Origin of the sequence: Herbaspirillum hiltneri N3 (assembly GCF_001267925.1) — a bacterium.
Taxonomy (GTDB): domain Bacteria; phylum Pseudomonadota; class Gammaproteobacteria; order Burkholderiales; family Burkholderiaceae_D; genus Herbaspirillum; species Herbaspirillum hiltneri.
Map to the genome: position 1 here is coordinate 871606 of NZ_CP011409.1, position 24028 is coordinate 895633.

General features: G+C 60.8%; 20 protein-coding genes and 1 pseudogene. 11 read left to right on the forward strand and 10 right to left on the reverse strand.

Translation table 11 applies throughout. The features are described 5' to 3' along the window. Position 1: 1 nt before the first annotated feature. From F506_RS03995 to gabD, 3 genes are read left to right on the forward strand one after another with little or no spacing between them, the layout of a single operon-like run. A complete protein-coding gene (locus F506_RS03995; protein ID WP_053195439.1) occupies positions 2-1276 on the forward strand; it encodes a pyruvate dehydrogenase complex dihydrolipoamide acetyltransferase in 1275 nt (424 codons plus the stop codon). Positions 1277-1283: 7 nt separating this feature from the next. Next, positions 1284-2687, forward strand: a complete 1404-nt coding sequence (gene lpdA / locus F506_RS04000; protein WP_053195440.1) for a dihydrolipoyl dehydrogenase — start codon at positions 1284-1286, stop codon at positions 2685-2687. 32 nt (positions 2688-2719) lie between these two features. After that, positions 2720-4174 carry an NADP-dependent succinate-semialdehyde dehydrogenase gene (gabD, locus tag F506_RS04005; RefSeq protein WP_053195441.1) on the forward strand — a complete coding sequence of 485 codons (1455 nt, stop codon included), beginning with the start codon at positions 2720-2722 and terminating at the stop codon, positions 4172-4174. Positions 4175-4291: 117 nt separating this feature from the next. Here the strand turns inward: gabD and F506_RS04010 are convergent, their stop codons facing one another. Then, the gene (locus F506_RS04010) at positions 4292-5449 is read right to left on the reverse strand and encodes a branched-chain amino acid ABC transporter substrate-binding protein (RefSeq protein ID WP_083457576.1); all 1158 of its coding nucleotides are present in this window, start codon (positions 5447-5449) and stop codon (positions 4292-4294) included. 272 nt (positions 5450-5721) lie between these two features. Further along, positions 5722-7833, reverse strand: a complete 2112-nt coding sequence (fusA, locus tag F506_RS04015) for an elongation factor G (RefSeq protein ID WP_053195442.1) — start codon at positions 7831-7833, stop codon at positions 5722-5724. Positions 7834-8178: 345 nt separating this feature from the next. Between fusA and F506_RS04020 the strand changes: the two genes are divergently transcribed. Then, entirely contained in the window at positions 8179-8811 is a 633-nt protein-coding gene (locus tag F506_RS04020; RefSeq protein ID WP_053195443.1) for a TetR/AcrR family transcriptional regulator, read from the forward strand. A 79-nt stretch (positions 8812-8890) separates the two neighbouring features. Here F506_RS04020 and F506_RS04025 read toward each other — a convergent pair whose 3' ends face one another. The 7 genes from F506_RS04025 to F506_RS04055 form a co-directional block, all read right to left on the reverse strand. Then, the gene (locus F506_RS04025) at positions 8891-9823 is read right to left on the reverse strand and encodes a recombination-associated protein RdgC (protein ID WP_053195444.1); all 933 of its coding nucleotides are present in this window, start codon (positions 9821-9823) and stop codon (positions 8891-8893) included. 107 nt (positions 9824-9930) lie between these two features. Further along, positions 9931-11085, reverse strand: a complete 1155-nt coding sequence (dinB, locus tag F506_RS04030) for a DNA polymerase IV (RefSeq protein ID WP_053195445.1) — start codon at positions 11083-11085, stop codon at positions 9931-9933. 51 nt (positions 11086-11136) lie between these two features. Continuing rightward, entirely contained in the window at positions 11137-11349 is a 213-nt protein-coding gene (locus F506_RS04035; RefSeq protein ID WP_053195446.1) for a SlyX family protein, read from the reverse strand. Beyond that, positions 11346-12647 (reverse strand): TIGR03862 family flavoprotein, encoded by a 1302-nt coding sequence (locus tag F506_RS04040; protein WP_053195447.1) that lies wholly within the window; start codon positions 12645-12647, stop codon positions 11346-11348. Before F506_RS04040 ends, F506_RS04035 begins: the two co-directional genes overlap by 4 nt. Beyond that, entirely contained in the window at positions 12628-13371 is a 744-nt protein-coding gene (locus F506_RS04045) for an amino acid ABC transporter permease (RefSeq protein WP_053201242.1), read from the reverse strand. The genes F506_RS04040 and F506_RS04045 overlap by 20 nt, the downstream gene beginning before the upstream one ends. Positions 13372-13497: 126 nt before the next feature. Continuing rightward, positions 13498-14298 (reverse strand): basic amino acid ABC transporter substrate-binding protein, encoded by an 801-nt coding sequence (locus tag F506_RS04050; protein ID WP_053195448.1) that lies wholly within the window; start codon positions 14296-14298, stop codon positions 13498-13500. Positions 14299-14515: 217 nt separating this feature from the next. Further along, entirely contained in the window at positions 14516-16597 is a 2082-nt protein-coding gene (locus tag F506_RS04055) for a UvrD-helicase domain-containing protein (protein WP_053195449.1), read from the reverse strand. A gap of 110 nt (positions 16598-16707) precedes the next feature. Here F506_RS04055 and F506_RS04060 point away from each other — a divergent pair, with 110 nt between their 5' ends. Next, positions 16708-17181: an SRPBCC family protein gene (locus F506_RS04060; RefSeq protein WP_053195450.1), complete on the forward strand. Its 474-nt coding sequence runs from the start codon at positions 16708-16710 to the stop codon at positions 17179-17181. On the opposite strand, the pseudogene F506_RS04065 reads toward F506_RS04060, so the two are convergent. Continuing rightward, a pseudogene (locus F506_RS04065) lies at positions 17170-17571 on the reverse strand (putative sulfate exporter family transporter); the annotation flags it as partial. The gene F506_RS04060 and the pseudogene F506_RS04065 overlap by 12 nt on opposite strands. 333 nt (positions 17572-17904) lie before the next feature. Here F506_RS04065 and F506_RS04070 point away from each other — a divergent pair. From F506_RS04070 to F506_RS04095, 6 genes are all read left to right on the forward strand, one after another. Next, positions 17905-18963: an ABC transporter substrate-binding protein gene (locus F506_RS04070; protein ID WP_144423990.1), complete on the forward strand. Its 1059-nt coding sequence runs from the start codon at positions 17905-17907 to the stop codon at positions 18961-18963. A 46-nt stretch (positions 18964-19009) separates the two neighbouring features. Further along, the gene (locus tag F506_RS04075; RefSeq protein WP_053195451.1) at positions 19010-19825 is read left to right on the forward strand and encodes an ABC transporter permease; all 816 of its coding nucleotides are present in this window, start codon (positions 19010-19012) and stop codon (positions 19823-19825) included. A gap of 10 nt (positions 19826-19835) precedes the next feature. After that, a complete protein-coding gene (locus tag F506_RS04080) occupies positions 19836-20642 on the forward strand; it encodes an ABC transporter ATP-binding protein (protein ID WP_053195452.1) in 807 nt (268 codons plus the stop codon). A gap of 17 nt (positions 20643-20659) precedes the next feature. Further along, a complete protein-coding gene (locus F506_RS04085) occupies positions 20660-21388 on the forward strand; it encodes a maleate cis-trans isomerase family protein (protein WP_053195453.1) in 729 nt (242 codons plus the stop codon). Between the two features lie 13 nt (positions 21389-21401). Next, positions 21402-22820 carry a dihydropyrimidinase gene (gene hydA, locus F506_RS04090; RefSeq protein ID WP_053195454.1) on the forward strand — a complete coding sequence of 473 codons (1419 nt, stop codon included), beginning with the start codon at positions 21402-21404 and terminating at the stop codon, positions 22818-22820. Positions 22821-23118: 298 nt separating this feature from the next. Next, entirely contained in the window at positions 23119-23832 is a 714-nt protein-coding gene (locus tag F506_RS04095; protein ID WP_053195455.1) for a hypothetical protein, read from the forward strand. Positions 23833-24028 lie beyond the last annotated feature (196 nt).

Here is a 24028-nt window from a genome sequence, read left to right on the forward strand (position 1 = left end):
GATGGCTATATTGATTCGTATGCCCGAGATTGCCGCCAACGCGACATCTGCGGTGATCAAGGAATGGTCCAGGAAAGAGGGCGACAGCATTCGCATCGGCGAAACCCTGGCCGAGATAGAAACCGACAAGGCCCTGATTGAGTTCGACGCAGATCAGGCCGGCATCCTGGGCAAGATCCTGGCGCCGGCCGGCAAGGACATCGAAGTCGGAGCGCCCATCGCGGTGCTGTTTGCCGAAGGTGAAACCAGTGTCGACATCGCCGCCGTGCTGGCCGCCGCCGGCGTTGGAACAGCGTCGGGTACCGCACCCGCAGCCGCGCCTGCACCTGCAGCGCCCTTCGCGCCTGCGCCCGCAGTCTCGGCAACAGCACAAAGGGCGCCTGCAGGAGGGCGCGTCTTTGTCAGCCCGCTGGCGCGCCGTCTGGCCAGGGATCGTGGCATCGGTCTGCAAGGCGTACAAGGCAGCGGTCCGCATGGCCGCATCGTCAAGCGCGATGTCGATGCTCTGGCTGCTGCGACTGCAAGCAAGCCTGTCAATGTCAATGCCGCTGCGACATCCACATCGGTAGCGTCATCGGCGTCCAAGGCGACCGATGCGGGCTACGTGGAAATTGCGCATTCGGGAATGCGCCGCACGATTGCTCGCCGCCTGAGCGAAAGCAAATCGACCATTCCGCATTTCTACCTCAGCGCCGCCTGCAAGATGGACAAGCTGATGGCCTTGCGTGCAGAGATCAATGCCGGTAGCAGCCGCAAGATTTCCGTCAACGACTTCATCGTCAAAGCAGTCGCTGCGGCGTTGAAGGCTTCGCCGCAGATGAATGTCGGCTGGACCGATAGTGCGCTGCGTCAGTATGCGCAGGCCGATATTTCGGTGGCGGTATCGACCGATGGCGGCCTGATTACGCCGGTGGTGCGCGCGGCTGACAGCAAATCGCTTTCCGCCGTCAGCGCTGAGATCGCCGATCTGGCGGCGCGCGCGCGCAGTGGCCAATTGGCGCCGGAGGAATATCAGGGCGGCAGCTTCACCATCAGCAATCTGGGCATGTTCGGCGTGCAGGAGTTCTCGGCGATCATCAATCCGCCGCAGGCAGCAATCCTGGCGGTCGGCACGACATCGCAGCAGGCGGTCGTGGCGGATGGCGCGATTGCCATCGCGTCCGTCATGAATGTGACCCTGTCGGTCGATCATCGCGCCATTGACGGCGCGGTGGCTGCGCAGTGGCTGGCGCTGTTCCAGCGCCATATCGAGCACCCCCTGAGCACCTTGATCTGAGGCGACAATGACAATGGAAAACTATGACCTGGTGGTCGTCGGCGGCGGCCCTGGCGGGTATGTGGCCGCTATCCGCGCCGCGCAACTGGGATTGAAAACGGCGCTGGTGGAAAAGGCGCAACTGGGCGGCATCTGCCTGAACTGGGGCTGCATCCCGACCAAGGCGCTGCTGCGCTCGGCAGACATTCTGCGTCTGGTCAAGGATGCCGGACGCTTTGGTGTCCAGGTTGCCGCGCCGCAGATTGATCTTGCCGCCATGGTCAAGCGTTCACGCGACGTTGCAGGACAGTTGCAAAGCGGCGTGACGTACCTGATGAAGAAAAACAAGATTGCCGTGATTGCAGGACACGCCCGGCTGGCCGGCGGCGGCAAGCTGGACGTCACTACCGCCAATGGCGTGTCAACGATCTCGGCAAAGCACATCATTCTCGCGACCGGCGCGCGCGCACGGCCGTTGCCCGGCCTGACGCCGGACGGCGAGAGCGTGTGGTCGTATCGCGAGGCGCTGATGCCCACGCGCGTGCCAACACATCTGGTCGTCGTCGGCGCCGGTGCGATCGGCATCGAGTTCGCCAGTTTCTATCACGCACTGGGCGCCAAGGTCAGCGTCGTTGAAATGGCCGAGCGTGTGCTGCCCGTGGAAGACGAGGATATTTCCAGGCATATGGGCGACGCCTTGCGTAAGCAGGGCATGCAACTCTATCTGGGGTCGCGCCTGACGAGCAGCAGCAAGCGGCGCAACGGCGGCGTTGACGAGTGGACGCTGCAATTGGACGGCCGGCATAAGGAAAGCCTGACTGCCGATGTCGTGTTGACTGCAGCCGGTATCGTCGGCAATATCGAGGAGCTCGGCCTGGAAGCGACAGCGGTGAAAATCGATCGAAGCCATGTCGTCACCGACGCCTATGGCGCGACAGGCGAGCCGGGCGTCTACGCCATTGGCGACCTCGCCGGTGCGCCCTGGCTGGCGCACAAGGCCAGTCATGAAGCGGTGATCTGTGTGGAAAAGATCGCCGGCATGAATCCGCATGCCCTGGATGCTACCAGGATTCCGGCATGCACTTACAGCCATCCGCAAGTCGCCAGCGTCGGGCTGACCGAAGCACAGGCCAAAGCGAACGGACACAAGGTGCGTATCGGGACATTTCCTCTGGCAGTCAACGGCAAGGCCATTGCGCTGGGCGCCACGGGCGGTTTTGCGAAGGTCGTCTTCGATGACGCCAGCGGCGAATTACTGGGTGCGCACATGGTCGGCGAAGAAGTGACCGAGATGATTCAGGGCTATGCGATTGCCCGTGAACTCGAAAGCACGGAGGCCGAATTGATGGAAACGGTCTTCCCGCATCCCACCGTTTCCGAAAGCATGCACGAAGCCGTCTTGGCTGCGTATGGCCGTGCCTTGCATATCTGACGATCAGCATTTTCTTTTTGAAAGAGATTCACATGCTTGCACTGAACAAACCTGGCTTATTCCGCCAGCAATGCTACATCGACGGCCAATGGGTCGACGCCAACGAAGGCGGCATCGTTTCCGTCAACAATCCGGCCACGGGCGAGATCATCGGGACGATTCCCAAAATGGGCGGCAGTGAAACGCGTCGTGCAATTGACGCCGCCAACGCCGGCTGGCGCGGCTGGCGCAACAAATCCGCGAAGGAGCGTGCGACGATTTTGCGCCGCTGGTTCGATCTGATGATTGCCAATTCGGACGACCTTGCAACGATCATGACCGTGGAGCAGGGCAAACCGCTGGCGGAGTCGAAGGGCGAGATCGCCTACGCCGCGTCGTATCTGGAGTGGTTCGGCGAAGAAGGCAAGCGCGCCTACGGCGACACCATCCCCGGGCCGTCGTCCGACCGTCGCATCGTGGTGGTCAAAGAGCCGATTGGCGTCTGCGCGGCAATTACACCGTGGAATTTTCCCTCGTCCATGATCACGCGCAAGGTGGGCGCCGCCTTAGCCGCAGGTTGCCCGATCGTGGTCAAGCCTGCGACCCAGACTCCCTATTCGGCGCTGGCGTTGGCTGTGTTGGCGGAAGAGGCAGGTGTGCCTCGCGGTGTCTTCTCGGTCATTACCGGCTCGGCGGCGGCCATCGGCGCTGAAATGACAAGCAACCCCATCGTGCGCAAGCTCAGCTTTACGGGATCGACCGAAGTGGGGCGGATACTGATGGCGCAAAGCGCCGGAACGATCAAGAAAGTGTCGCTGGAGTTAGGCGGCAACGCGCCATTTATCGTATTCGACGACGCCGATCTGGATGCTGCCGTAGAGGGCGCGCTGGCGAGCAAATTCCGCAATACCGGTCAAACTTGCGTGTGTGCGAATCGACTGTACGTTCAGGACGGCGTCTACGATGCGTTTGCGGAGAAGCTGGTTGCGGCCGTCAACAAGATGAAAGTGGGAAATGGTCTGACGGCGGGTGTCAGCCAAGGGCCATTGATCGACGAAAACGCCGTCGCCAAAATGGAAGAACATATCGCCGATGCGCTGGGCAAGGGTGGCAAAGTCATCACCGGCGGCAAGCGTCATGCGCTGGGGCAGACGTTCTTTGAGCCGACCGTGGTGTGCGATGCCAATTCGCGGATGCTGGTGGCGAAAGAAGAAACCTTCGGCCCATTGGCGCCCCTGTTCCGTTTCAAGTCGGATGACGAGGTCATCGGCCTGGCCAACGACACGGAGTTCGGCCTGGCCAGCTACTTCTATACGCGCGATATCGGCCGCGTCTGGCGTATCGCCGAAGGCCTGGAATATGGCATGGTCGGCATCAACACCGGTGTGATCTCCAACGAGATGGCGCCATTCGGCGGCGTGAAGCAATCGGGCATCGGACGCGAAGGTTCGAAATACGGACTGGACGATTATCACGTCACGAAGTATCTCTGTATGGGGGGTATTTGAGGGATAGCTATTTTCTGCAAGATTTCCTCCCTCAATTTCCAAGATTGTTTACCCGGATTGAAGCAGGAGTCTCGGGTTCACCGATTCTGACGCCAGGCGCCCCCCACCCGGATTGCGCTATCTGCCGAGAACGCTGATCGGCACCCAGGCGCCCTGCTTGATCTGATACAGCGTGTAGCTGGGACTGGTGACGTCGCCCTTGGCGTCGAACGAGATCGGTCCCGTCAATCCGACGTATTTGATGTTGTGCAAGATGGCGCTGATTCTCGGCGGATCGAGGGAGCCGGCCTGCTTCATCGCCTCGGCAAGCACATAGACGGCGTCATAAGCCGAGAGCGTATATGGCGTAATGCGCGAGGAAAAACGGGCGGTGAAGTTCTTCTGAAAAGACTTCCAGCGCGGCAGTTTCTCAAAAGGAATGCCGGGAGAAATCGAGAATATATTGATATCGCCCAGAGCCGCTTCACGCATGGACTCCGGATCGATCGTCACTTCTGCAAGAACCATGTTCTTCGGGAAGCCGAGTCGCCTGAGACCGCCGAGGAGACTCTCGCTGTGATTCAGGTCCCCCGAATACAGGCGGCCGGCATGAAAGATGAGATCGGGCCTGGCCTGTCGGACCGACTCCAGCGCCAGCGCATAATTCGATGTCTTGTTGCTGATGCTCATGCGTCCTGAAATCAAGCCGCCGTTTGCCTGAATATAGTTGATGAACTGATCGGCTATCGCCTTGCCGAACAAGGTGGCGTCATCAATCACCATGATGCGCTCCGCCCGTAAGGTTCTCAAGACATGCTCCCCGATATAATTTGTCCGTATGCCGTCATGGCCGACCATGCGAAAGGTGGTTGGCAAACCTTGCTGCGTGTATTCGGTGCTGGTGGAGGAGGGGCTGATCTCGGCGATCCCGGCGTCGCTGTAAATCTTCGCCGTGGCGATGCTGGCGGCGGAATTCCAATGCCCGACGACCGCGACGACTTTGGATGCGATGAAATAGCGTGCGGTCAGGATGGCGATATTGACATCGGCCTTGTCATCCTGATCCAGCAGCTTCAGAACTATCTTTTCTCCGGCGATGTACAGCGGGCGAGCATTGATTTCATCGATGGCAAGCAAGGCAGCGTCGCGTCCACTTTTGCCAGGCATTTCCGTCAAGGGCGCCGCAAATCCGATCTGTACTGTTCTGACACCCTGACCCACGGCGTTGCCTGCAGGTACGCAATACAAATACAGCGAGACGACCAGCAACCTGAAAATCAATCCTGTCGATTTCATTGCAATACCTCCCCTGGCCCTGCAAGCAAGAAAGACATCTTATCGGCCGGTTGGACTGTCCGGCTCTTGGCGCTGCTGACATCATCCTAGCATCCGGATACGGGATTTCGTAAGCATTCACGCCGTCAATGTGAAAGTCATGATCGGCGGCAACTTTCTGTTGCAATGTGTGTGCAGATTGCAGAGCGGAGGGAGGGGCGGCAGGCCCTGGCAGGGCATCCGCATTGACGGGAGGACGCGGGCGAATGCGGACCGCATTCGCCCGGCAATGCTTACTTGCCGTCCTTCCTGGACGTTGTCAGTTGCTCAATCACCTGCCGCGGTGCTTCGGCATAGTGCTTGAACTCCATCGTATAAGTCGCGCGTCCCTGGGTCGCCGAGCGCAACGACGTCGAGTAGCCGAACATTTCCGACAGCGGCACTTCGGCCTTGATGATCTTGCCGCCACCGCCGGCGATCTCATCCATGCCCTGCACCATGCCGCGACGCGACGACAAGTCGCCCATCACGGTACCGGCGTAGTCTTCCGGCGTTTCCACTTCGACCGCCATCATCGGTTCCAGCAGCACCGGGCTGGCCCGGCGCATGCCTTCCTTGAACGCCATCGAACCGGCCATGCGGAAGGCATTTTCGTTCGAGTCGACGTCATGATAAGAACCGAAGGTCAGCGTCGCGCGGATGTCCACCACCGGATAACCGGCGAGCACACCGCTGCCCAGCGTTTCCTGAATGCCTTTGTCGACCGCAGGAATGAACTCGCGCGGCACCACGCCGCCCTTGATGGCGTCGACAAACTCATAGCCCTTGCCGGGCGGCAGCGGTTCCAGCTTCAGCACCACGTGGCCGTATTGGCCGCGTCCGCCGGATTGCTTGACGAATTTGCCTTCGACATCCTCCACGGTTTTGCGAATCGCTTCGCGGTAGGCGACCTGCGGCTTGCCAACGGTCGCCTCAACGTTGAACTCGCGCTTCATGCGATCGACCAGGATTTCCAGATGCAGCTCCCCCATGCCGGAAATAATCGTCTGGCCGGATTCTTCATCGGTGCGCACGCGGAACGACGGATCTTCCTGCGCCAGGCGATTCAGGGCGATACCCATCTTCTCCTGGTCGGCCTTGGTCTTCGGTTCCACCGCCTGCGAAATCACCGGCTCAGGGAAGACCATGCGTTCCAGGATGATCACGTGATCCGGATCGGACAGCGTGTCGCCCGTGGTGACGTCCTTGAGCCCGACCGCAGCCGCGATGTCGCCCGCATACACCTCCTTGATTTCCTTGCGTTCGTTCGCATGCATTTGCAGGATGCGGCCGAGGCGCTCCTTCTTGCCCTTGATCGGGTTATAGACGGTGTCGCCCGAATTGACCATGCCCGAATACACGCGGAAGAAAATCAGCTGGCCGACGAATGGGTCGGTCATGATCTTGAAGGCCAGCGCCGAGAATTTTTCATCATCGGCCGGGTGGCGCTCAATCTCGTTGTCTTCTTCATCGTGACCCTTGATCGCCGGCACGTCGATCGGCGACGGCAGATAATCGATGACCGCGTCGAGCATGGCCTGCACGCCCTTGTTCTTGAACGCGCTGCCGCACAGCATCGGCACGATCTCGCCGGCGATGGTGCGCAGGCGCAGGCCGTGCTTGATGTCTTCCTCGGTCAGCGGCGTGCCGCTGAGATACTTCTCCAGCAACTGTTCATTGGCCTCGGCGGCCTGTTCGATCATCTTGTCGTGCCACTCGCGCGCCGTCTCTTCCAGCTCGGCCGGGATCGGCTGGTACTCGAACTTCACGCCCTGGCTGGCTTCATCCCAGATAATCGCCTTCATCTTGACCAGGTCGATCACGCCCTGGAAATGGTCTTCCGCACCGATCGGAATCTGGATCGGCACGGCATTGCCTTTCAGGCGGTCGCCGATCTGTTTCTGCACGCGGAAAAAGTCCGCGCCGACGCGATCCATCTTGTTGACGAAGGCCATGCGCGGGACGCCATATTTGTTCGCCTGGCGCCACACGGTCTCGGATTGCGGCTGCACGCCGCCGACCGAATCGTAGACCATGACCGCGCCGTCGAGCACGCGCATCGAGCGCTCGACTTCGATGGTGAAGTCGACGTGGCCCGGCGTGTCGATGATGTTGATGCGGTGTTCCGGATAATTGCCGGCCATGCCTTTCCAGAAGGCGGTAGTGGCGGCCGACGTGATGGTGATGCCGCGCTCCTGCTCCTGCTCCATCCAGTCCATGGTCGCGGCGCCGTCATGCACTTCGCCAATCTTGTGATTGACGCCGGTATAAAACAGGATGCGCTCGGTGGTGGTGGTTTTACCGGCATCGATGTGCGCACTGATACCAATGTTCCGGTAATGTTCTATACGGGTCTTGCGTGTCATGACATTTTCCTTTTCGTTGCATCGTTGGATGGAACCGGCAGAAAGCAATCGCGGCGAAGTCACATTATGCGCATATTTTTGCATCCCATGCTGTCCGCCGTCCTGGCTGACACGGGCCGAAAATCCGGCCCGCAATCCTTCCCCGGTTCGTCTGGCGGCTTTCTTTCCTGCAAGGCAACTGCAAGCCGGAAAGCCTGCGCATCATCATAGTTTGTATTTATGTAATGCGTGTTACATAATAGATTTTTACGGGAAATGTTGTCAATGTATTTTTGTAATTCAAGTTATATTAAGCTACACTGAACATCGATATTCCATGCAGCCGTAGCAAAAAGGAGAATTCCCATGCAGCAAACAAGAGGGCGGCCGCGCAGTTTCGACCGAGACGAAGCGTTACGCCTGGCAATGCAGGTTTTTTGGAACAAAGGTTACGAAGGCACCACCATGGCTGACCTGACGGCCGCCATCGGCGTCAAGGCGCCGAGTCTGTATGCCGCGTTCGGCGACAAGAATGCGCTGTTCCGCGAAGCTATCGATTTCTATTCGGCAACCACGGCCATCGGTCCAATCAACGCTCTGAAAGAAGGCAAGGGCATGCGCGAGGATTTGCACAACATGTTGCAAACCAGCGTCGCCCTGTACGCCGACCCGGCCAACGGCAAGGGCTGCATGGTGGTCGTCTCGGCCATCAACTGCGCCCCGGAAAACGCCGCCCACGCCGAAGAAATGACGGCGCGCCGCCAGAAGAAGCGCCAGGAACTGCTCAAGCGTTTCCGCAAGGCGCAGGAGCAGAACGAACTGAGCGCCGACGCCGACATCGACGGGCTGGCCGATTTCTACACCGCAGTGCTGCATGGCCTGTCCCTGAGCGCACGCGACGGCGTCAGCTGCGAACGCCTGGCCAACACCATCTGCCACGCCATGAAGGCGCTCGACGCGGTATTGATCGCACCGAAGAAAAAGCGCGTCGCGCAGTAAGCGGAACATTCCTGCGGCGCCATGAAAAACGCCGGGCCGATCTTGCGATCGCCCGGCGTCGTTCGTTGGCGGAAGCGAATCAGGCCGCAGCAGCCAATGCCGCAGTACCGTCGTTCTCGCGCAATTGTCCGCCCAGCGCCTCGACCAGGTCGGCCAGCATCTTGCTGACTTCGCCGGTCATCAACATGAAGTCGCCGTCAAAGCGCTCGTCGTCGTTCTTCGACGTGACGTCGCTGTCTTCCTTCAATACGTCCAGCGGCGTGATCTTCTTCACGCTCAGGTTCTCGGTCAGCACGAACGACACGCGGTCGTTCCAGGTCAGCGCCAGGCGCGTGCATTGCTTGCCTGATTCGATGTGGCGCTGCACGTCTTCCGGCTCCAGCGTATGGCGCACGAAACGCACGGTCGCCTTGCTGTCGCCGCTGGCGCGCAGTTCCGTGTCCTGGTCGACGGTGAAGCCGCTCGGCGCTTCGTCCGAGGCCAGCCAATCGGTCATCGACGACAACGGCGAACGCACCGTGCGCAGCGTCTCCAGCGGGAATTTCGGGATCGCCTTGAGCAGCAGCTTCAATACTTCCTCGGCCTTGCCGGGGCTGCCGGCATCGACGATCAGCCAGCCGTTGACCGGATCGATCCAGGTCCAGGTGCTGCGCACGATGCTGAAGGCGCGCGGCAGCAACTCATCGGTGACCTGTTCTTTCAGTTCCTTGGTCTGCTTGCGGCCCGGTGCAAAACCTTGTTGTTCTTCCAACTCGGCGGCGCGTGCCTTGGTCACCTGGTTGATCACGGTGCTCGGCAGCAGTTTCTTTTCGGTGTCCAGCTTGAGCAGGAACTGGCGGTTGACCACATGCACCAGGCGCTCGTTGCCGCGCGGCGAAACCCAGCCTTGCGACTGCATTTCCAGGCTGGAGCAGGCGGCAAAGGCCTGAGGAGCGAGATTGGATTCGAGCTGGTCGGCGCTGATGGCCCAAGGGGCCGGAAGGCGATAAATCTGAAGGTTCTTAAACCACATGGCGTTCGGGCAAAAGCGTCCATTTTACACGCAGCCAGAAGTGCGCCGAAGATTCACGCGGACTTTATATGCGCGCGTCGGCGCAGGCCGCACGCAGCCTGATTCGCTTACTCGAAACCAAGTTCACCCTGCGAAAAATCCTCACGCTCAGGCGTGCCGTCATTCTTTGACAAGGCCCCTACGCGCACGCCCAGCAGCCGGATGCGCTGCTCCAGCGGGACCCGCCGCAGGCATTCGCCGGCGGCGCGCCGGATCGCCGCGGGATCGTTCACCGACGCCGGCAGCGTGACGTCGCGCGTCACCGTGGAGAAATCGGCATAGCGCAGCTTGATGCCGATGGTGCGTCCGACATAACCCTTGCGGTGCAGGTCCTCCGACACGCGCGTACACAGCGCAGTGAAAATGCCCAAGAGCTTGTCGCGGTCATGGCGCGCATGCAGATCGTGCTCGAAGGTGGTTTCACGGCTGATCGATTTCGGCTCCGAACTGGTCGAGACCGGGCGCTCGTCGATGCCTTGCGCGACATTGCCGAGCCAGGCCGAATAACTGCGGCCGAAATGGTCCTGCAACACGCCGGCATCCGTACGCGCCAGGTCGCCGATGGTCAGGATGCCGAGCGCGGTCAGCTTTTCGGCCGCCTTCGGACCGATGCCGTTGATCTTGCGCGCCGGCAGCGGCCAGATGCGCGTCGGCACGTCGGCCATGGTCAGGATGGTCAGACCGTCGGGTTTCTCCAGGTCGGAGCAGATCTTGGCGAGCAGCTTGTTGGGGGCGACGCCGATCGAGCACGACAGCCCGGTGGCCTCGTTGACGGCGGTCTTGATGCGTGTGGCCAGGGCGCGTGTTTCTTCTTCGTGTTCGCTGAGATCGATGTAGATTTCATCGATGCCGCGGTCTTCCACCAGCGGTGCGATGCTCGCAACAGCCTTCTTGAACAGCCGCGAATAATGCCGGTACGAATCGAAATCCACCGGCAGCAGCACGGCGTCGGGCGCCAGCTGGGCCGCCTTCATCATCCCCATCGCGGAAAACACGCCAAGCGCGCGCGCCTCGTAGGTCGAGGTCGTGATGACGCCGCGTCCCACGTAATCGCGCAGGACGGAAAACTCGCGCGTGCCGTCGTCGCGCATGACCGGCTGATGCACCGAGCGGCCGCCGATGACCACGGCCCGGCCGCGCAATTCCGGATAGCGCAGCAATTCCACCGACGCATAGAACGCGTCCATGTCGAGGTGCGCAATGCGGCGGGCGTTGGCGTTCATGAAGAAGGGAAATGGAGAGCGCGTGCCGGCGGTACAGCCGCACGCGCGGCATCAGTAATGCGGCGGTCTTTCATTCTCGATGTTGCGCGGCTCGCTGACGCTGTTGGCGGCGTCCTTCACCTGCCGCGCCAGCGCGGTCAGCAGCTTTTCAAGCTCGTCGATCTTCTTTTGCTGCTCGTAGACGATCTTGTTGAGTGCATCGACGGTGTCTTCCTGATGCGTCAGTTTCAGTTCGATGTCGACCAGACGTTCTTCGTCGATCATGGTGTGTTCTCCTTTGTGGCCGCTGTCTCTGCCGCTGTGTCGCCCAACCAGCGCAAGGCGCCTTGCGCGGCCTTGCGGCCGCTGGCGAAGCAGGCCGTCAGCAGGTAGCCGCCGGTCGGCGCTTCCCAATCCAGCATCTCGCCAGCACAAAATACGCCGGGCAACCGGCGCAGCATCAGATGATGTTCTCCCGCGCCCTGCATCGCCTCGAATGGTACACCGCCGGCGCTGCTGATGGCTTCGTCAATCGGCCGCGCCGCGCGCAGCCGGACTGGCAATTCCTTGATCGCCTGCGCCAGCTTGTGCATGTCGTGGAAATCCTCCGCGCTGGTGCATTCGCGCAGCAGCGCAGCTTTTGCTCCCTTGAGTTTGAGGCGGCTTTGCAAATGGCTGGACATCGAGCGCGCGGCGCGCGGATGCTGCAGCTCGCTCAGCACGCGCGCCGGCAGCCAGTCGGGCAACAGATCGAGATACAGCGTGGCCGGCGCGGAGGGCATGATGGCGTCGCGCAACGGCGCCGACAGCGCGTAGATCAGGCCGCCTTCGATGCCGGTATCGGTGATGATGCATTCGCCCTGGCGGCGCAATGGCGTGCCATCCTTCAGCATGACGGTGGCGGCGACGGTCTTGAGCGGTTCGCCGGCGGCGCGGCTGCGGAAATGTTCGCTCCAGTCGACATCGAAGCCGCAGTTCGACGGCTGCAAGGGCGCCAGATCGACGCGGCGTTCAGCCAGCAGCGGCATCCATGCGCCGTCCGAGCCGAGGCGCCCCCAGCTGCCGCCGCCCAGTGCAAGAATGGTGGCCGATGCGGCCGTGAAAAATTCACCTTCGGGCGTGATGAAGCGCAGCTTGCCGTCGGCGTCCCAACCCTGCCAGCGATGCCGCATGTGGAAGCGCACGCCCGCTTCGCGCAGGCGATGCAGCCACGCGCGCAGCAGCGGGGCGGCTTTCATGTCGGTCGGGAAGACGCGTCCGGAGCTGCCGACAAAGGTCCCGATGCCCAGTCCGTGTATCCACGCCCGCAAATCGTCGGGCGTGAAATCCGTCAGCAATGCAGCCACCTCATTGCGGCGCGCGCCGTAGCGCGAGAGGAAATTGTGGAGATCTTCCGAATGGGTGATGTTCATGCCGCCCTTGCCGGCCAGCAAGAACTTGCGTCCGACCGAGGGCATGGCGTCGTAGAGATCGACCTGCACGCCGGCCAGCGCCAGCACTTCGGCCGCCATGAGGCCGGCCGGGCCGCCGCCGATCACGGCGACCGAAGCCACGTGGCCGGGATCAGTGGCGGGAGGGCGCACTGTATTTCTTTTCCAGTTTGGCCACCAGCATGGCCAGGCAAATCGTCATGCTGAAATACACCACCGAAATCGTGATGTACGGCTCCCAATAGCGGGAATAACTGCCGGCCACGGTACGCGCGGCGTACGCCAGCTCGGCCAGGCCGATGGTCGACACCAGCGATGAATCCTTGAGCAGCGTGATGGCCTCGTTGCCCAGCGGCGGCAGCATGCGGCGAAACGCCTGCGGCAGGATGATGTAGCGCATGCGCAGGCGATAACCCATGCCCAGACTCGATGCCGCATAGCTCTGGCCACGGTCGATGGACTGGATGCCGGCGCGGAAAATTTCGGAAATATAAGCCGCGGCATTCAGCGACAAGGCCACGATGCCGGACACGAACGCGCCGTAATCCTGCTTGATGGTGCGCGCCAGTTCACCCGAAATCAGCAGCCCGTTGTCCTGATGGATCAGCACCGGCATCACGGCAAAATGGATCAGCAGGATCTGCACGAACAGCGGCGTACCGCGGAAGAAGGCGACGTAGAAACCAGCGATCCATTTGGTAACGCGCAGGATGTATTTCCACACGCCGTGCTGCACGTCGGCCAGGCGCAGCATGCCCAGCAAGAGACCCATCACGGTACCCGCGACGATGCTGATCACGGCCACTTCCAGCGTCATGAAGAAGCCCTTGATGAACAGCGGCGCGTAGCCTTCGATGATGCTCCAGCGGAAATCCATGGCAGAAAATTGAATGGTGGACATGAAAAATGCGCAATCCGGCCGGATTACGCATTTGTCGGGATTATACCGTAGCGCCGCAGCCGGACTGTGCTTGCGGCGGCTGCATGGCAGCGCGCAGAGGTATTATTTTTTTGCGCCGAAGTACTGCGTGCTGATCTTGTCAAAGGTGCCGTCGGCCTTCAGGTCAGCCATGCCCTTGTTGACCTTGTTGAGCAGTTCGGTGTTGCCCTTGCGCACGGCGATGCCGTAATACTCCTTCGGAAAGCCGGCGTCCGATACGGTGCGCAGCTTGCTCGACGGGTTGTTGGTGATGTAGTTCTTGACCACGGCGTCATCGGCGACCACGGCGTCAACGCCGCCGGTTTCCAGCTCTTTCAATGCCAGCGGGGTGGAATCGAGGCGCTTGATGTTGGGATTGTTCTTGCCCAGCAACTGCTGCACGATTTCATCGCCCGAGGTGGCGCTTTGCACGCCGACCTTGAGGTTCTTGAGGTCATCGAACTTCTGCACCTTGGCATCGGCTGCAGGCACCGCGATCAGCTGGCTCGCTTCGAAGTACGGCTCGGAGAAATCGACGGTCTGCTTGCGCTCGTCGGTGATGGTGATGGCCGAGATCAGCAGATCGCGGTCGCCCTGCGCCAGGAAATTGAAGAAGCCCTCAAACGGCGTCGGCACGAACTTCACTTCGATGCCGATCTTTTGCGCCAGCGCCTTCATCACGTCGATGTCGAAGCCGACCACTTCCTTCTTTTCATTTTCCGCAGAGAACGGCGCATAAGCCGATTCCACGCCGACCAGATAGACCTTGGCGGCAGCGGCGGCGGGCGCTTGCGCCGGTTCGTCTTTCTTGCCGCAGGCGGACAGTGCGGCGACGGCGGCGACCAGCGCCAGGGCGGGAGCGAATTGCTTGAAGAACTTGTTCATGACCAACCTTGTAAAAATAGAAACGGCGATGAAAACAGCGAACGAAAACAGGGACCATCGATACCGCGCGGCGCATGCCCGTCCGGGGTTTCGGAAAGGGGAGGATTGTAAACGTTTACCGGCCGGTTCAACGCGATTCGCGGCGCAAAATCAGGTGCGGTCGCGTTTTTGGTGCGTAAATATTGGAAAATGTGCAACAAATCCGGCGAAGGCAGGATCAGTCGTTCGACGGTGTCGGCGTGCTGCGCGGTTGTTGCAGCAAGGCCTTCAGATTGGCCAGCCGGTTCTGCGGCGTGATCTTTTCTTCTTCCTTGGGCACGGCGTCGCCGACATCGAGGTTCATTTCCTTGATGAAGCGCGACGGATCGCAGGCGGTGAATTCGCGCGCGCGCTTGCGCCGCTTGCACCAGGTGATCTGCAGGCTGCGTTGGGCGCGCGTGATGCCGACGTACATCAGGCGGCGTTCTTCCTCAATGCGCGCGGCGATGGTCTCTGCCGGCGCATCGGGATCGCCCTTGTGCGGCAAAATTCCTTCTTCCACGCCGATCAGGAACACGTGCGGATATTCCAGCCCCTTGGACGCGTGCAAGGTCGACATGCGCACGGCGTCCTGTTCTTCGTCCTTGCCTTCGAGCATGGTCATGAGTGCAACCATCTGGGTCAGCTCCAGCAAGTTCTTTTCTTCGCCTTCGCCATCCTTGCCGCCGCAGCCGCGCTCCTTGAGCCAGGAGGTGAATTCCTGCACGTTCTGCCATTTGCTCTGCGCCTGGCGTTCGTCGAAGGCGTCGTAGCAATAGCCTTCGTAGTTGATCGCTTCCATCATGTCGTCGAGCACCTGCGCGGCGTTCTCGCCGCTGCCGGACGGACCCGGCCGGCTGGCGCGCGATTCGAGGTTGTTGATGAAGTCGCAGAACTGGCGCAGCGGCAGCAATTGCTTGTCGGGGAGCTTGTCTTCCAGCGCGCCCTTGTATACGGCTTCGAACAGCGAGCACTGCCATTGACCCGCGACCGTGCCGAGCACTTCCAGCGTGGCCTGACCGATGCCGCGGCGCGGCGTGGTGACGGCGCGGATGAATGCCGGATCGTCGTCCTGATTGGCGATCAGGCGCAGGTAGCTGATGATGTCCTTGATCTCGGCGCGGTCGAAATAACTCTGGCCGCCCGACATGACATAGGGAATGCGTTCGCGCCGCAGCGCCTTTTCGAAGATGCGCGCCTGGTGATTGCCGCGGTACAGGATCGCGTAATCGGAGAATTTTGCGCGGCGCTCGAAGCGATGCGCCGACAGCATGATGGCGACCTGTTCGGCTTCGGCCTCGTCGTCGTCCATCGCCATCACCTTGACCGGGTCGCCCAGTCCGTGTTCCGACCAGAGCGCTTTTTCAAACAGCTTGGGATTATTGGAAATCACCGAATTGGCGGCTTGCAGAATGCGCGTGCTGGAGCGGTAATTCTGCTCCAGCTTGATCAGATGCAGATTGGGAAAGTCGATCTGCAGCGTCTTCAGGTTCTCGATGGTGGCGCCGCGCCAGGCGTAGATCGCCTGGTCGTCGTCGCCCACGGCGGTGAACATCGGCTTCTTGCCGATGCCGCTGACCAGCAGCTTGACCAGTTCGTACTGGCAGGTGTTGGTGTCCTGGTATTCATCGACCAGCAGATAGCGCAGGCGGCGCTGCCAGCGATCGCGGACTTCTTCGTTGTTGCGGAACAGCTCGACCGGCAAGCGGATCAGGTCGTCGAAGTCGACCGCCTGATAAGCCGAGAGCGTGGCCACATAGCTGCGATAGATGCGTGCGGCCACCGCCTCTTCTTCATCGACCGCGTTCCTGAGCGCAAGCTCGGGGTCGATCAGGCCGTTCTTCCACAGCGACATCGCATTCTGAATGCGACGGATCAGTTGCTTGTCGGTCGTTACCGCCAGATCCTGCACCAGCGAGAAACAATCGTCGCTGTCCATGATCGAAAAGCGATCTTTCAGCCCGAGGTGCTTGGCTTCCTGGCGCAGGATCTTGACGCCCAGTGAATGGAAGGTTGATACAGTCAGGTGCTTGGCCTGCTTGGGTTCCTTGAGCAGCTTGGCGATGCGTTCCTGCATTTCCAGCGCGGCCTTGTTGGTGAAGGTCAGCGCCGCGATGTGACGCGACTCGTAGCCGCAGTTCTCGATCAGGTGGGCGATCTTCTGCGTGATGACGCGCGTCTTGCCCGAGCCGGCGCCTGCCAGTACCAGGCAAGGGCCGTTCATGTACAGAACGGCTTCGCTCTGTGGGGCGTTGAGACCAAATGCGGGGGCAGAAGACATGCAGGGATCGATCGGGACGGGAACAGGAATAACGCGCCATTGTAGCAGGGCGACCCTGTCCGGCCGGGCCTTCTGTGGGACAATAACGGCACAAGTAAACAGGTCCCGGCATGAAATTCAATCACTTGATTCAAATCAACGATCCGCTCAACCCGCTGATCGACAATCTGACCCGCGAACAGCTGTGGCGCGGCCTCGTCCTGCGCGCTGAAGCGCCGCAATTGTTCATGGAGCATCTCGACGAATGCGTGCTGTCCGACAAGACGGACGCGGCTGTCAGGCGCATGCTGCGCTACGGCGAATTGCGCATCCATGACGTCGTGACTTATGAAGCGCTGCAGCGCGTGCACTACCACGTGCCGGCGCAGGGCGACATCCCCACGTCCAGTCTGAGCATGACGATCGAAGAGCCCGAGGAAGAGGCGCTGTTCGTGCGTTTCGAATACGACGACGGCACGCCGGACGAAGAGGCCGGCACCGAAAAGGCTTTCTACGACCAGTTCCGTCGCTCGGCGTATGAAGAGGCGGACATCGACACCATCCGCATCATTCGGGAACTGATCGTCAAGGGATCAGTGCATTAGAAATGTCACGACGGCATTGACCGCCGCACCGCCCACCACCAGCCAGGCAAACAGCATTCCCCCCAGCAGCAGCGGACGCATGCCGGCGCGGCGCACCGATGACAGGTGCGTGGTCAGGCCCAGCGCGGCCATCGCCATCGCCAGCAGGAAGGTGTCGGCGTCGAGCAGGGCGCCGGTCGCGGCAGCCGGGATCGGCAGCAGCGAGTTCAGCGCCACCATGCCGATGAAGGCGAAGGCAAACCACGGCACGCCGGCCAGGCGCGAGGTATTGGCGCTCTTCCCGGTAGCGGCCACGGCCCGGTCGCGCCGTACATAAGCCGACAAGACCAGCAGGAACGGCGCCAGCATCATGACCCGCACCATCTTCGTGATCACGGCGGTGTTGGCGGTGCTGGTCATTGCGTTGTCCTGGGGCGATCGATTTTGTGGGGATATATTGTCACAATTAATAAAAATTTTCTCCACATTTGCAAATTATTTTGTCGCACCGGTTTGGTTCGATTTCCATTCTTTTGCACCAGCATGGATGCCTTCTGCTGCCTCGCCGCAGTGAATTCACGCCCTTTCATCTGTTCTTCCCGGTAAAAACCGATTGAAACTGTCCTGGCACAGGTATTGCATTGTTTGTCGCAATTAGTATTTTAAATTGTCACAATTTACATTGCAGTCCATGCTCATTGTTTTGATGAGTTCCATCTTTGAATTACTTACGGGAGAGTCACCATGCACCATCAAGTATCCGGCGCACAAGAAAAACTGCCGCGTTCGTCCGTCATGCGCACCGTCGTCGTGGCCGCCGGCCTGGCCTTGAGCCTGGCTTTCGCCGGCGCAGGTCAGGCACAAGCCCAGGCCAAACCGAAATTCAAGCTGGCCTATGCCAAGTGTGCGCACTGCATGTCGATGGCGCTGGTGCCTGAGCTGGCTAGGAATGTCGACATCGAAGGCATCAACTTCACCGCCGGCAGCGATGCGCTGACCGCGCTGGTGTCCAAGAGCGTGGACATCGCGCAGGTGACTTACCTGTCCTTCGTCAGCGGCCTCGACAAGGGCTTCGACCTGGTGGCGGTATCGGGGCAGGTCAACGGCGGCTCTGAAATGCTGGTCGGCAAGGATACTGCGCTGGCCTCCGACGACTGGGCCGGTCTGAAGAAACTGATCGCCGACTACAAGGCGCAGGGCAAGCCATTCCGCATTGCGGCCTCGCGCGGCAATGCGCAGGACTTGCACATGCGCGGCGAGCTGGCCCTGAACGGCATCAACCCGAACAAGGACGTGCAATTCGTCAACATCCCGAATCCATCCGATCACGCCGCAGCCCTGCAGCGCGGCGAAGTCGAGCTGATCTGCTCGGTCGAGCCGTTCGCTTCGCAGATCCGCATGACCGGCGTCGGCAAGCATTTTGCATTCCCCTACAAGCAGGCGGCCGGCCGTCTGACCAACCTGATCGTGACCCGTTCTGACGTGATCAAGGAACATCCGGCCGAAGTGAAGGAAACCGTCGCCGCCGTGGTGCGCCTGGTCGACAGCCTGCAAAAGGACAAGCAGGCCTGGGTCGCCAGCATCGTCAAGGGCACCGGTCTGGACAAGACCGTCGCCACCGAAGCGCTGAAGAATTCCTATCCGGACTTCAAGATGTATCGTCAACAGACACAAGCCATCGGCGCCATGATGAAGGACCTCAAGTACATCTCCACCGACGTTTCGGCGCAGATCGACAAGAACATGGACTACAGCTTCCTGATGGAAGTGACGAAGAAGCCGAAGTCCGAACTGGGTTATTGATTCAGGCGCAATGCTGATTTAACAGGATAGAAAGCAGGTGATCACTATGAATGGTTTGATGCGCTCCTTGTCGGAGGCGAAGTGGCGATTCGCCGTACCGATTTTTCTGGTGCTGTTCTGGGAGGCGTTTTCCCGTTCGGGGGCGATTCCTGCCTCCTTGTTGCCGGCGCCGTCGCGCGTGTTCGCGACATGGACGGACTGGATCTTCGGCTACAGCGAAGCGGCCCAGGATAGCAGCGGCCGCTGGATCTTCGACGCCATGGCCAGCTGCATGCGGGTCACCGCGGGTTACCTGATCGCGGCGGTTTCCGGCATCGCGCTGGGCGTGGCGATCGGCTGGTGGCGCTGGGTCGAGCGCGCCATCGAACCGACGGTGCAGATGCTGCGTCCGATTCCGCCGGTGTCGTGGATTCCGCTGGCGATCATCTGGTTCGGCATCGCCAACAAGCCGGCGATCTTCCTGGTGTTCCTCGGCGCGTTCTTTCCCATCCTGATGAACACCGTGCACGGCGTCAAAACCTCCGACCGCAACCTGCTGCGCGCAGCGGCGATGGCCGGCGCCAATCAGGGCCAGCTGTTGCGCTTCGTGATCCTGCCGGCGGCGATGCCGAGCATCTTCGCGGGCTTGCGCATCGGCATCGGCAGCGCCTGGATGCTGACCGTGACGGCGGAGATGGTGGCGGTCAAGAGCGGTCTCGGCTACGCGCTGTGGGATTCGTATTATTTCCTGCGCTACGACCTGGTGATCGCGGCCATGATCAGCATCGGCTTGCTCGGCTATCTGGCCGACCTGATCCTCAAACTGATCATGAATTCGGTACTGCGCTGGCAACACGTGGCGACGGTACAGGGCAAAGCGTAAGGAGAACAGCATGGCATTCATCGAACTCAATAATATCGTCAAGGTCTTCAAGGATAAAAAACGCAAGGACAAGAATAGCGGCGGCGATATGCTCGCCATCGACAACGTCACGCTGAGCCTGGGGAAGAAGGAATTCCTCTGCTTGCTGGGTCCGTCCGGTTGCGGCAAGTCGACGCTGCTGAACATGATCGCGGGCTTCGAACATCCGACCTCGGGCAGCGTGACCGTCGACGGCAAGCCGATCACCGGTCCCGGCGCCGACCGCGGCATGGTGTTCCAGCAGGCTAACCTGATGCCGTGGCTGCCGGTGTGGGACAACATCGCATTCTCGCTCAAGCTGCAGGGAAAGAGTGCCGCCGAACGCCGCGCCGCGGCTCAGCCGTTCATCGAGACGGTCAAGCTCAAGGGCTTTGAAAACCACTTTCCGGCCGAGCTTTCCGGCGGCATGGCGCAGCGCGTCGGCATCGCCCGCGCCCTGTTGCAGAATCCGTCAGTGATCCTGATGGATGAGCCGTTTGCCGCGCTCGATGCGCAGACCAAGATGGAAATGCAGGAAGAGCTGGTCACGCTGTGGCAGCGTTATGAGGGTACGATCGTGTTCGTCACGCACAGCGTTGACGAGGCGCTGGTGCTGGCGACCAAGGTTGCCGTCATGACGCATCGTCCGGGCCGCATCCGCGACCTGATCGACATCGACCTGGCGCGGCCGCGCGACACCACCACCGCCGAATTCAACCAATACAAACGCCATGTGCTGAGCCTGATCCGCGAGGAATCCGCGCTGGCCCATGCCGACGCCATCAAGCTGGCGGCATAGATTTCAAGGAAACCATCATGACTCAACGTACCCTGCTCGGCATGCTGACGCCGTCCTCCAACACCACGTTGGAGCCGGTCACCACCGCGATGATCGCGGACATTCCCGAAGCCAGCGCCCACTTCGGCCGCTTCCGCGTGACCGAGATCGCCTTGTCGAATCAGGCGCTGGCGCAATTCGACGACAGCGAGATCCTGCGCGCCGCCGAGTTGCTGGCGCACGCCAAGGTGCAGAGCATAGGCTGGAACGGCACCTCGTCGGGCTGGCTCGGCTTCGACGCCGACGAACGCCTGTGCCGCCGCATCACCGAAGCGACCGGCATTCCGGCATGCACGTCGGTATTGGCATTGAACGAGATTTTCGACATCACCGGCGTCAAGCGCTTCGGCCTGGTGACGCCTTACCTCGACGACGTCCAGGCCGCCATCATCAGGAACTACGCCGCCTCCGGCATGGAGTGCATCGCCGAGCGCCATCTGCGCAAGCAGGACAATTTCTCGTTCTCCGAAGTCGGCGCCGACGAGTTGCGCGCCATGGTGCGCGAGGTCGCCAGGGAAAAGCCGCAGGCCATCACCATCTTCTGCACCAACCTGCGCGGTGCGCCGCTGGTGGAAGAGCTGGAGCGCGAGGTCGGCATCCCGATCTATGACACGATTTCCACCGTGGTGTGGAAGTCGCTCAGGCAGGCCGGATCGGATCCGTCGCGCATCCGCGGCTGGGGCAGCCTGTTCCGCGACGTCGCGTAAGGACGGTCGCGACATGGAAGATTTTGATCTGGTAATCCGCAACGGCACCGTCGCCACCGCATCCGACATCATGCAGTGCGATGTCGGCATCGCCGGCGGCAAGGTCGTGGCGATGGGGCGCAATCTTGCGTCCGGCAAACGCGAGATCGATGCCGCCGGCAAGCTGGTGCTGCCGGGCGGCGTCGACAGCCATTGCCATCTCGACCAGCCGATGGAAGAGGGGTTGGAGATGGCCGACGATTTCCGCAGCGGCACGATCTCGGCGGCGTGCGGCGGCACCACGACGGTGATTCCGTTTGCTGCCCAGGCCAAGGGACAGTCGCTGCGCGCCGCGGTGGAGGACTATCATCGCCGCGCCGAGGGCAAGGCGGTGATCGACTACGCCTTCCACATGATCGTCAGCGACCCGACCGAGAAAGTCCTGAAGGAAGAGTTGCCGCAACTGATCAGCGAAGGCTACACCTCCTTCAAGATCTACATGACCTACGACGATCTCAAGCTCAATGACAGGCAGATCATCGACGTGCTGGCCATCGCGCGGCGCGAGGGTGCGATGGTGATGATTCATGCTGAAAACGCCGACTGCATCGCATGGCTCACGGAGCAACTGGAAGACGCCGGATTGACCGCGCCGAAGTACCATGCGACTTCACGGCCGATGCTGGTCGAGCGCGAAGCGACGCATCGCGCGATCGCACTGTCAGAGCTGGTCGACGTGCCGATCCTGATCGTGCACGTCTCGGGCAAGGAAGCCATCGAGCAAATCCGCTGGGCGCATGGTCATGGCCTGCGCATCTACGCCGAGACCTGCCCGCAGTATTTCATGCTGACGGCGGATGACCTTGACCAGGAGGGCTATCACGGCGCCAAGTGCATCTGCAGCCCGCCGCCGCGCGACAAGGAGAACCAGCAATACATCTGGGACGGCCTGGCCAACGGCTTGTTCACGGTGTTCTCATCGGACCATGCGCCGTTTCGCTACGCCGATCCCAAGGGCAAGATGCCGGGCGGGAAGGAAGTGCCGTTCCGCTACATCCCGAACGGCACGCCGGGACTGGAGACGCGCCTGCCGCTCCTGTTCTCGGAGGGCGTCGGCAAGGGCCGCATCGACCTCAATCGTTTCGTCGCACTGACGGCGACCGATCCGGCCAAGATGTACGGCCTGTATCCGCAGAAGGGCACGATCGCCATCGGCGGCGACGCCGACATCGCGATCTGGGATCCGCACAAGGAAGTCGTGATCGCCAACGATAACCTGCATCACAACGTCGACTACACGCCGTATGAAGGCGTGGCGGTGACCGGCTGGCCGGTGGTCACGCTGTCGCGCGGCGAGGTGGTGTATGACGGCAAGGAGCCGCAAGGTGCCGCCGGTCGCGGCGAGTTTCTGAAGTGCGGTTTGCCGGATCCGGCGCGTCCGCGCAAGCGCTGATGCGGCGCTGATTTGATCGGCGGCGAATTGCATGGGATCGCATGGGATTGCAGGGATTGCATGCGTGCCACGTGCAGCACGCGCGTCGAAAGTAAACGATAAGCAGTCGCAATACAGCGTGTTGCGACTGTGGTTTTTTATCTGATAATTCCATCTTATTTGCCGTTCTTCCGCGTTTGTTCCGTATTTGCCCCCGTTCTCATCCGTTTTCCGATTGCTTGTCCTGAAGGCATGGTGCTAGCATCAGGCCCGACGCAAACCATCGCAGCCTGCGTCAGAATTCAATGACGAGATCTCTATGAAAAAATACATCTTGATGGCAACCGTGGCCGTCCACGGATTGCTGGGGGTACAGTCGGCATTTGCCGCCGGTGCAATGAATGTCGACGACGCACAAGTCCTCGGCGCCAACAAATGCCAACTGGAAGCCTGGGGCAAATTCAATCGCGACGGCACCGAGCGCTGGCTCAATCCATCGTGCAACCTGACCGGCAATCTGGAAGTGTCGTGGGGCAATTCCTGGCAACGCGACGGCACCGGGATGTACCTGGCCAACAGCCAGTTGCAGGGCAAGACCGTGTTCCGCGAAATGTCGCCCGACGGTTATGGTGTAGGCATGCTGGCTGGCGCAGTGCGCCAGACCGACAGTGGCGACGACGGCCGCCGGCGCTCGTGGAATGTCTATTCCAAGTTGCTGACCTCGTTCTCGTTCAAGGAAGATGCGGTGCTGCTGCACACCAATCTGGGCGCCATCCGCAAGGGCAAGGAGCAGACCACGCGCCTGACCTGGGGTCTCGGCAACGAGACCAGGCTGATCGACCGGCTCTCGTTCATCGGGGAAGTGTTCGGCGAGAACAAGGGCAAGCCGTCCTACCAGGCCGGTGTGCGCGCAACGCTGGTACCGGAACATGTGGAACTTGACCTGACTTACGGCAATACCTTCGGAGCCGATACGCGCGGCCGCTATGTCGTGCTGGGACTGCGTTTCATCACGCCAGAACTGAAACGCTGAGGCGATTTTCTCATTCCGGCTCTTTTGCCGGAATGACATCGTTTCCGGAGAAGACGCCTGGCCGTGTGCCGTCTCGTGTTAAATTACGTCTTGTGCTTGCAGCAACATGCAAGAGCAGCTAACAAAACCTTCGCAGTTTTTCCCGCTCGCGATTTCTTCATTGCGCATCCGCGGCCCGGCCCGTCGGACTTCGCGC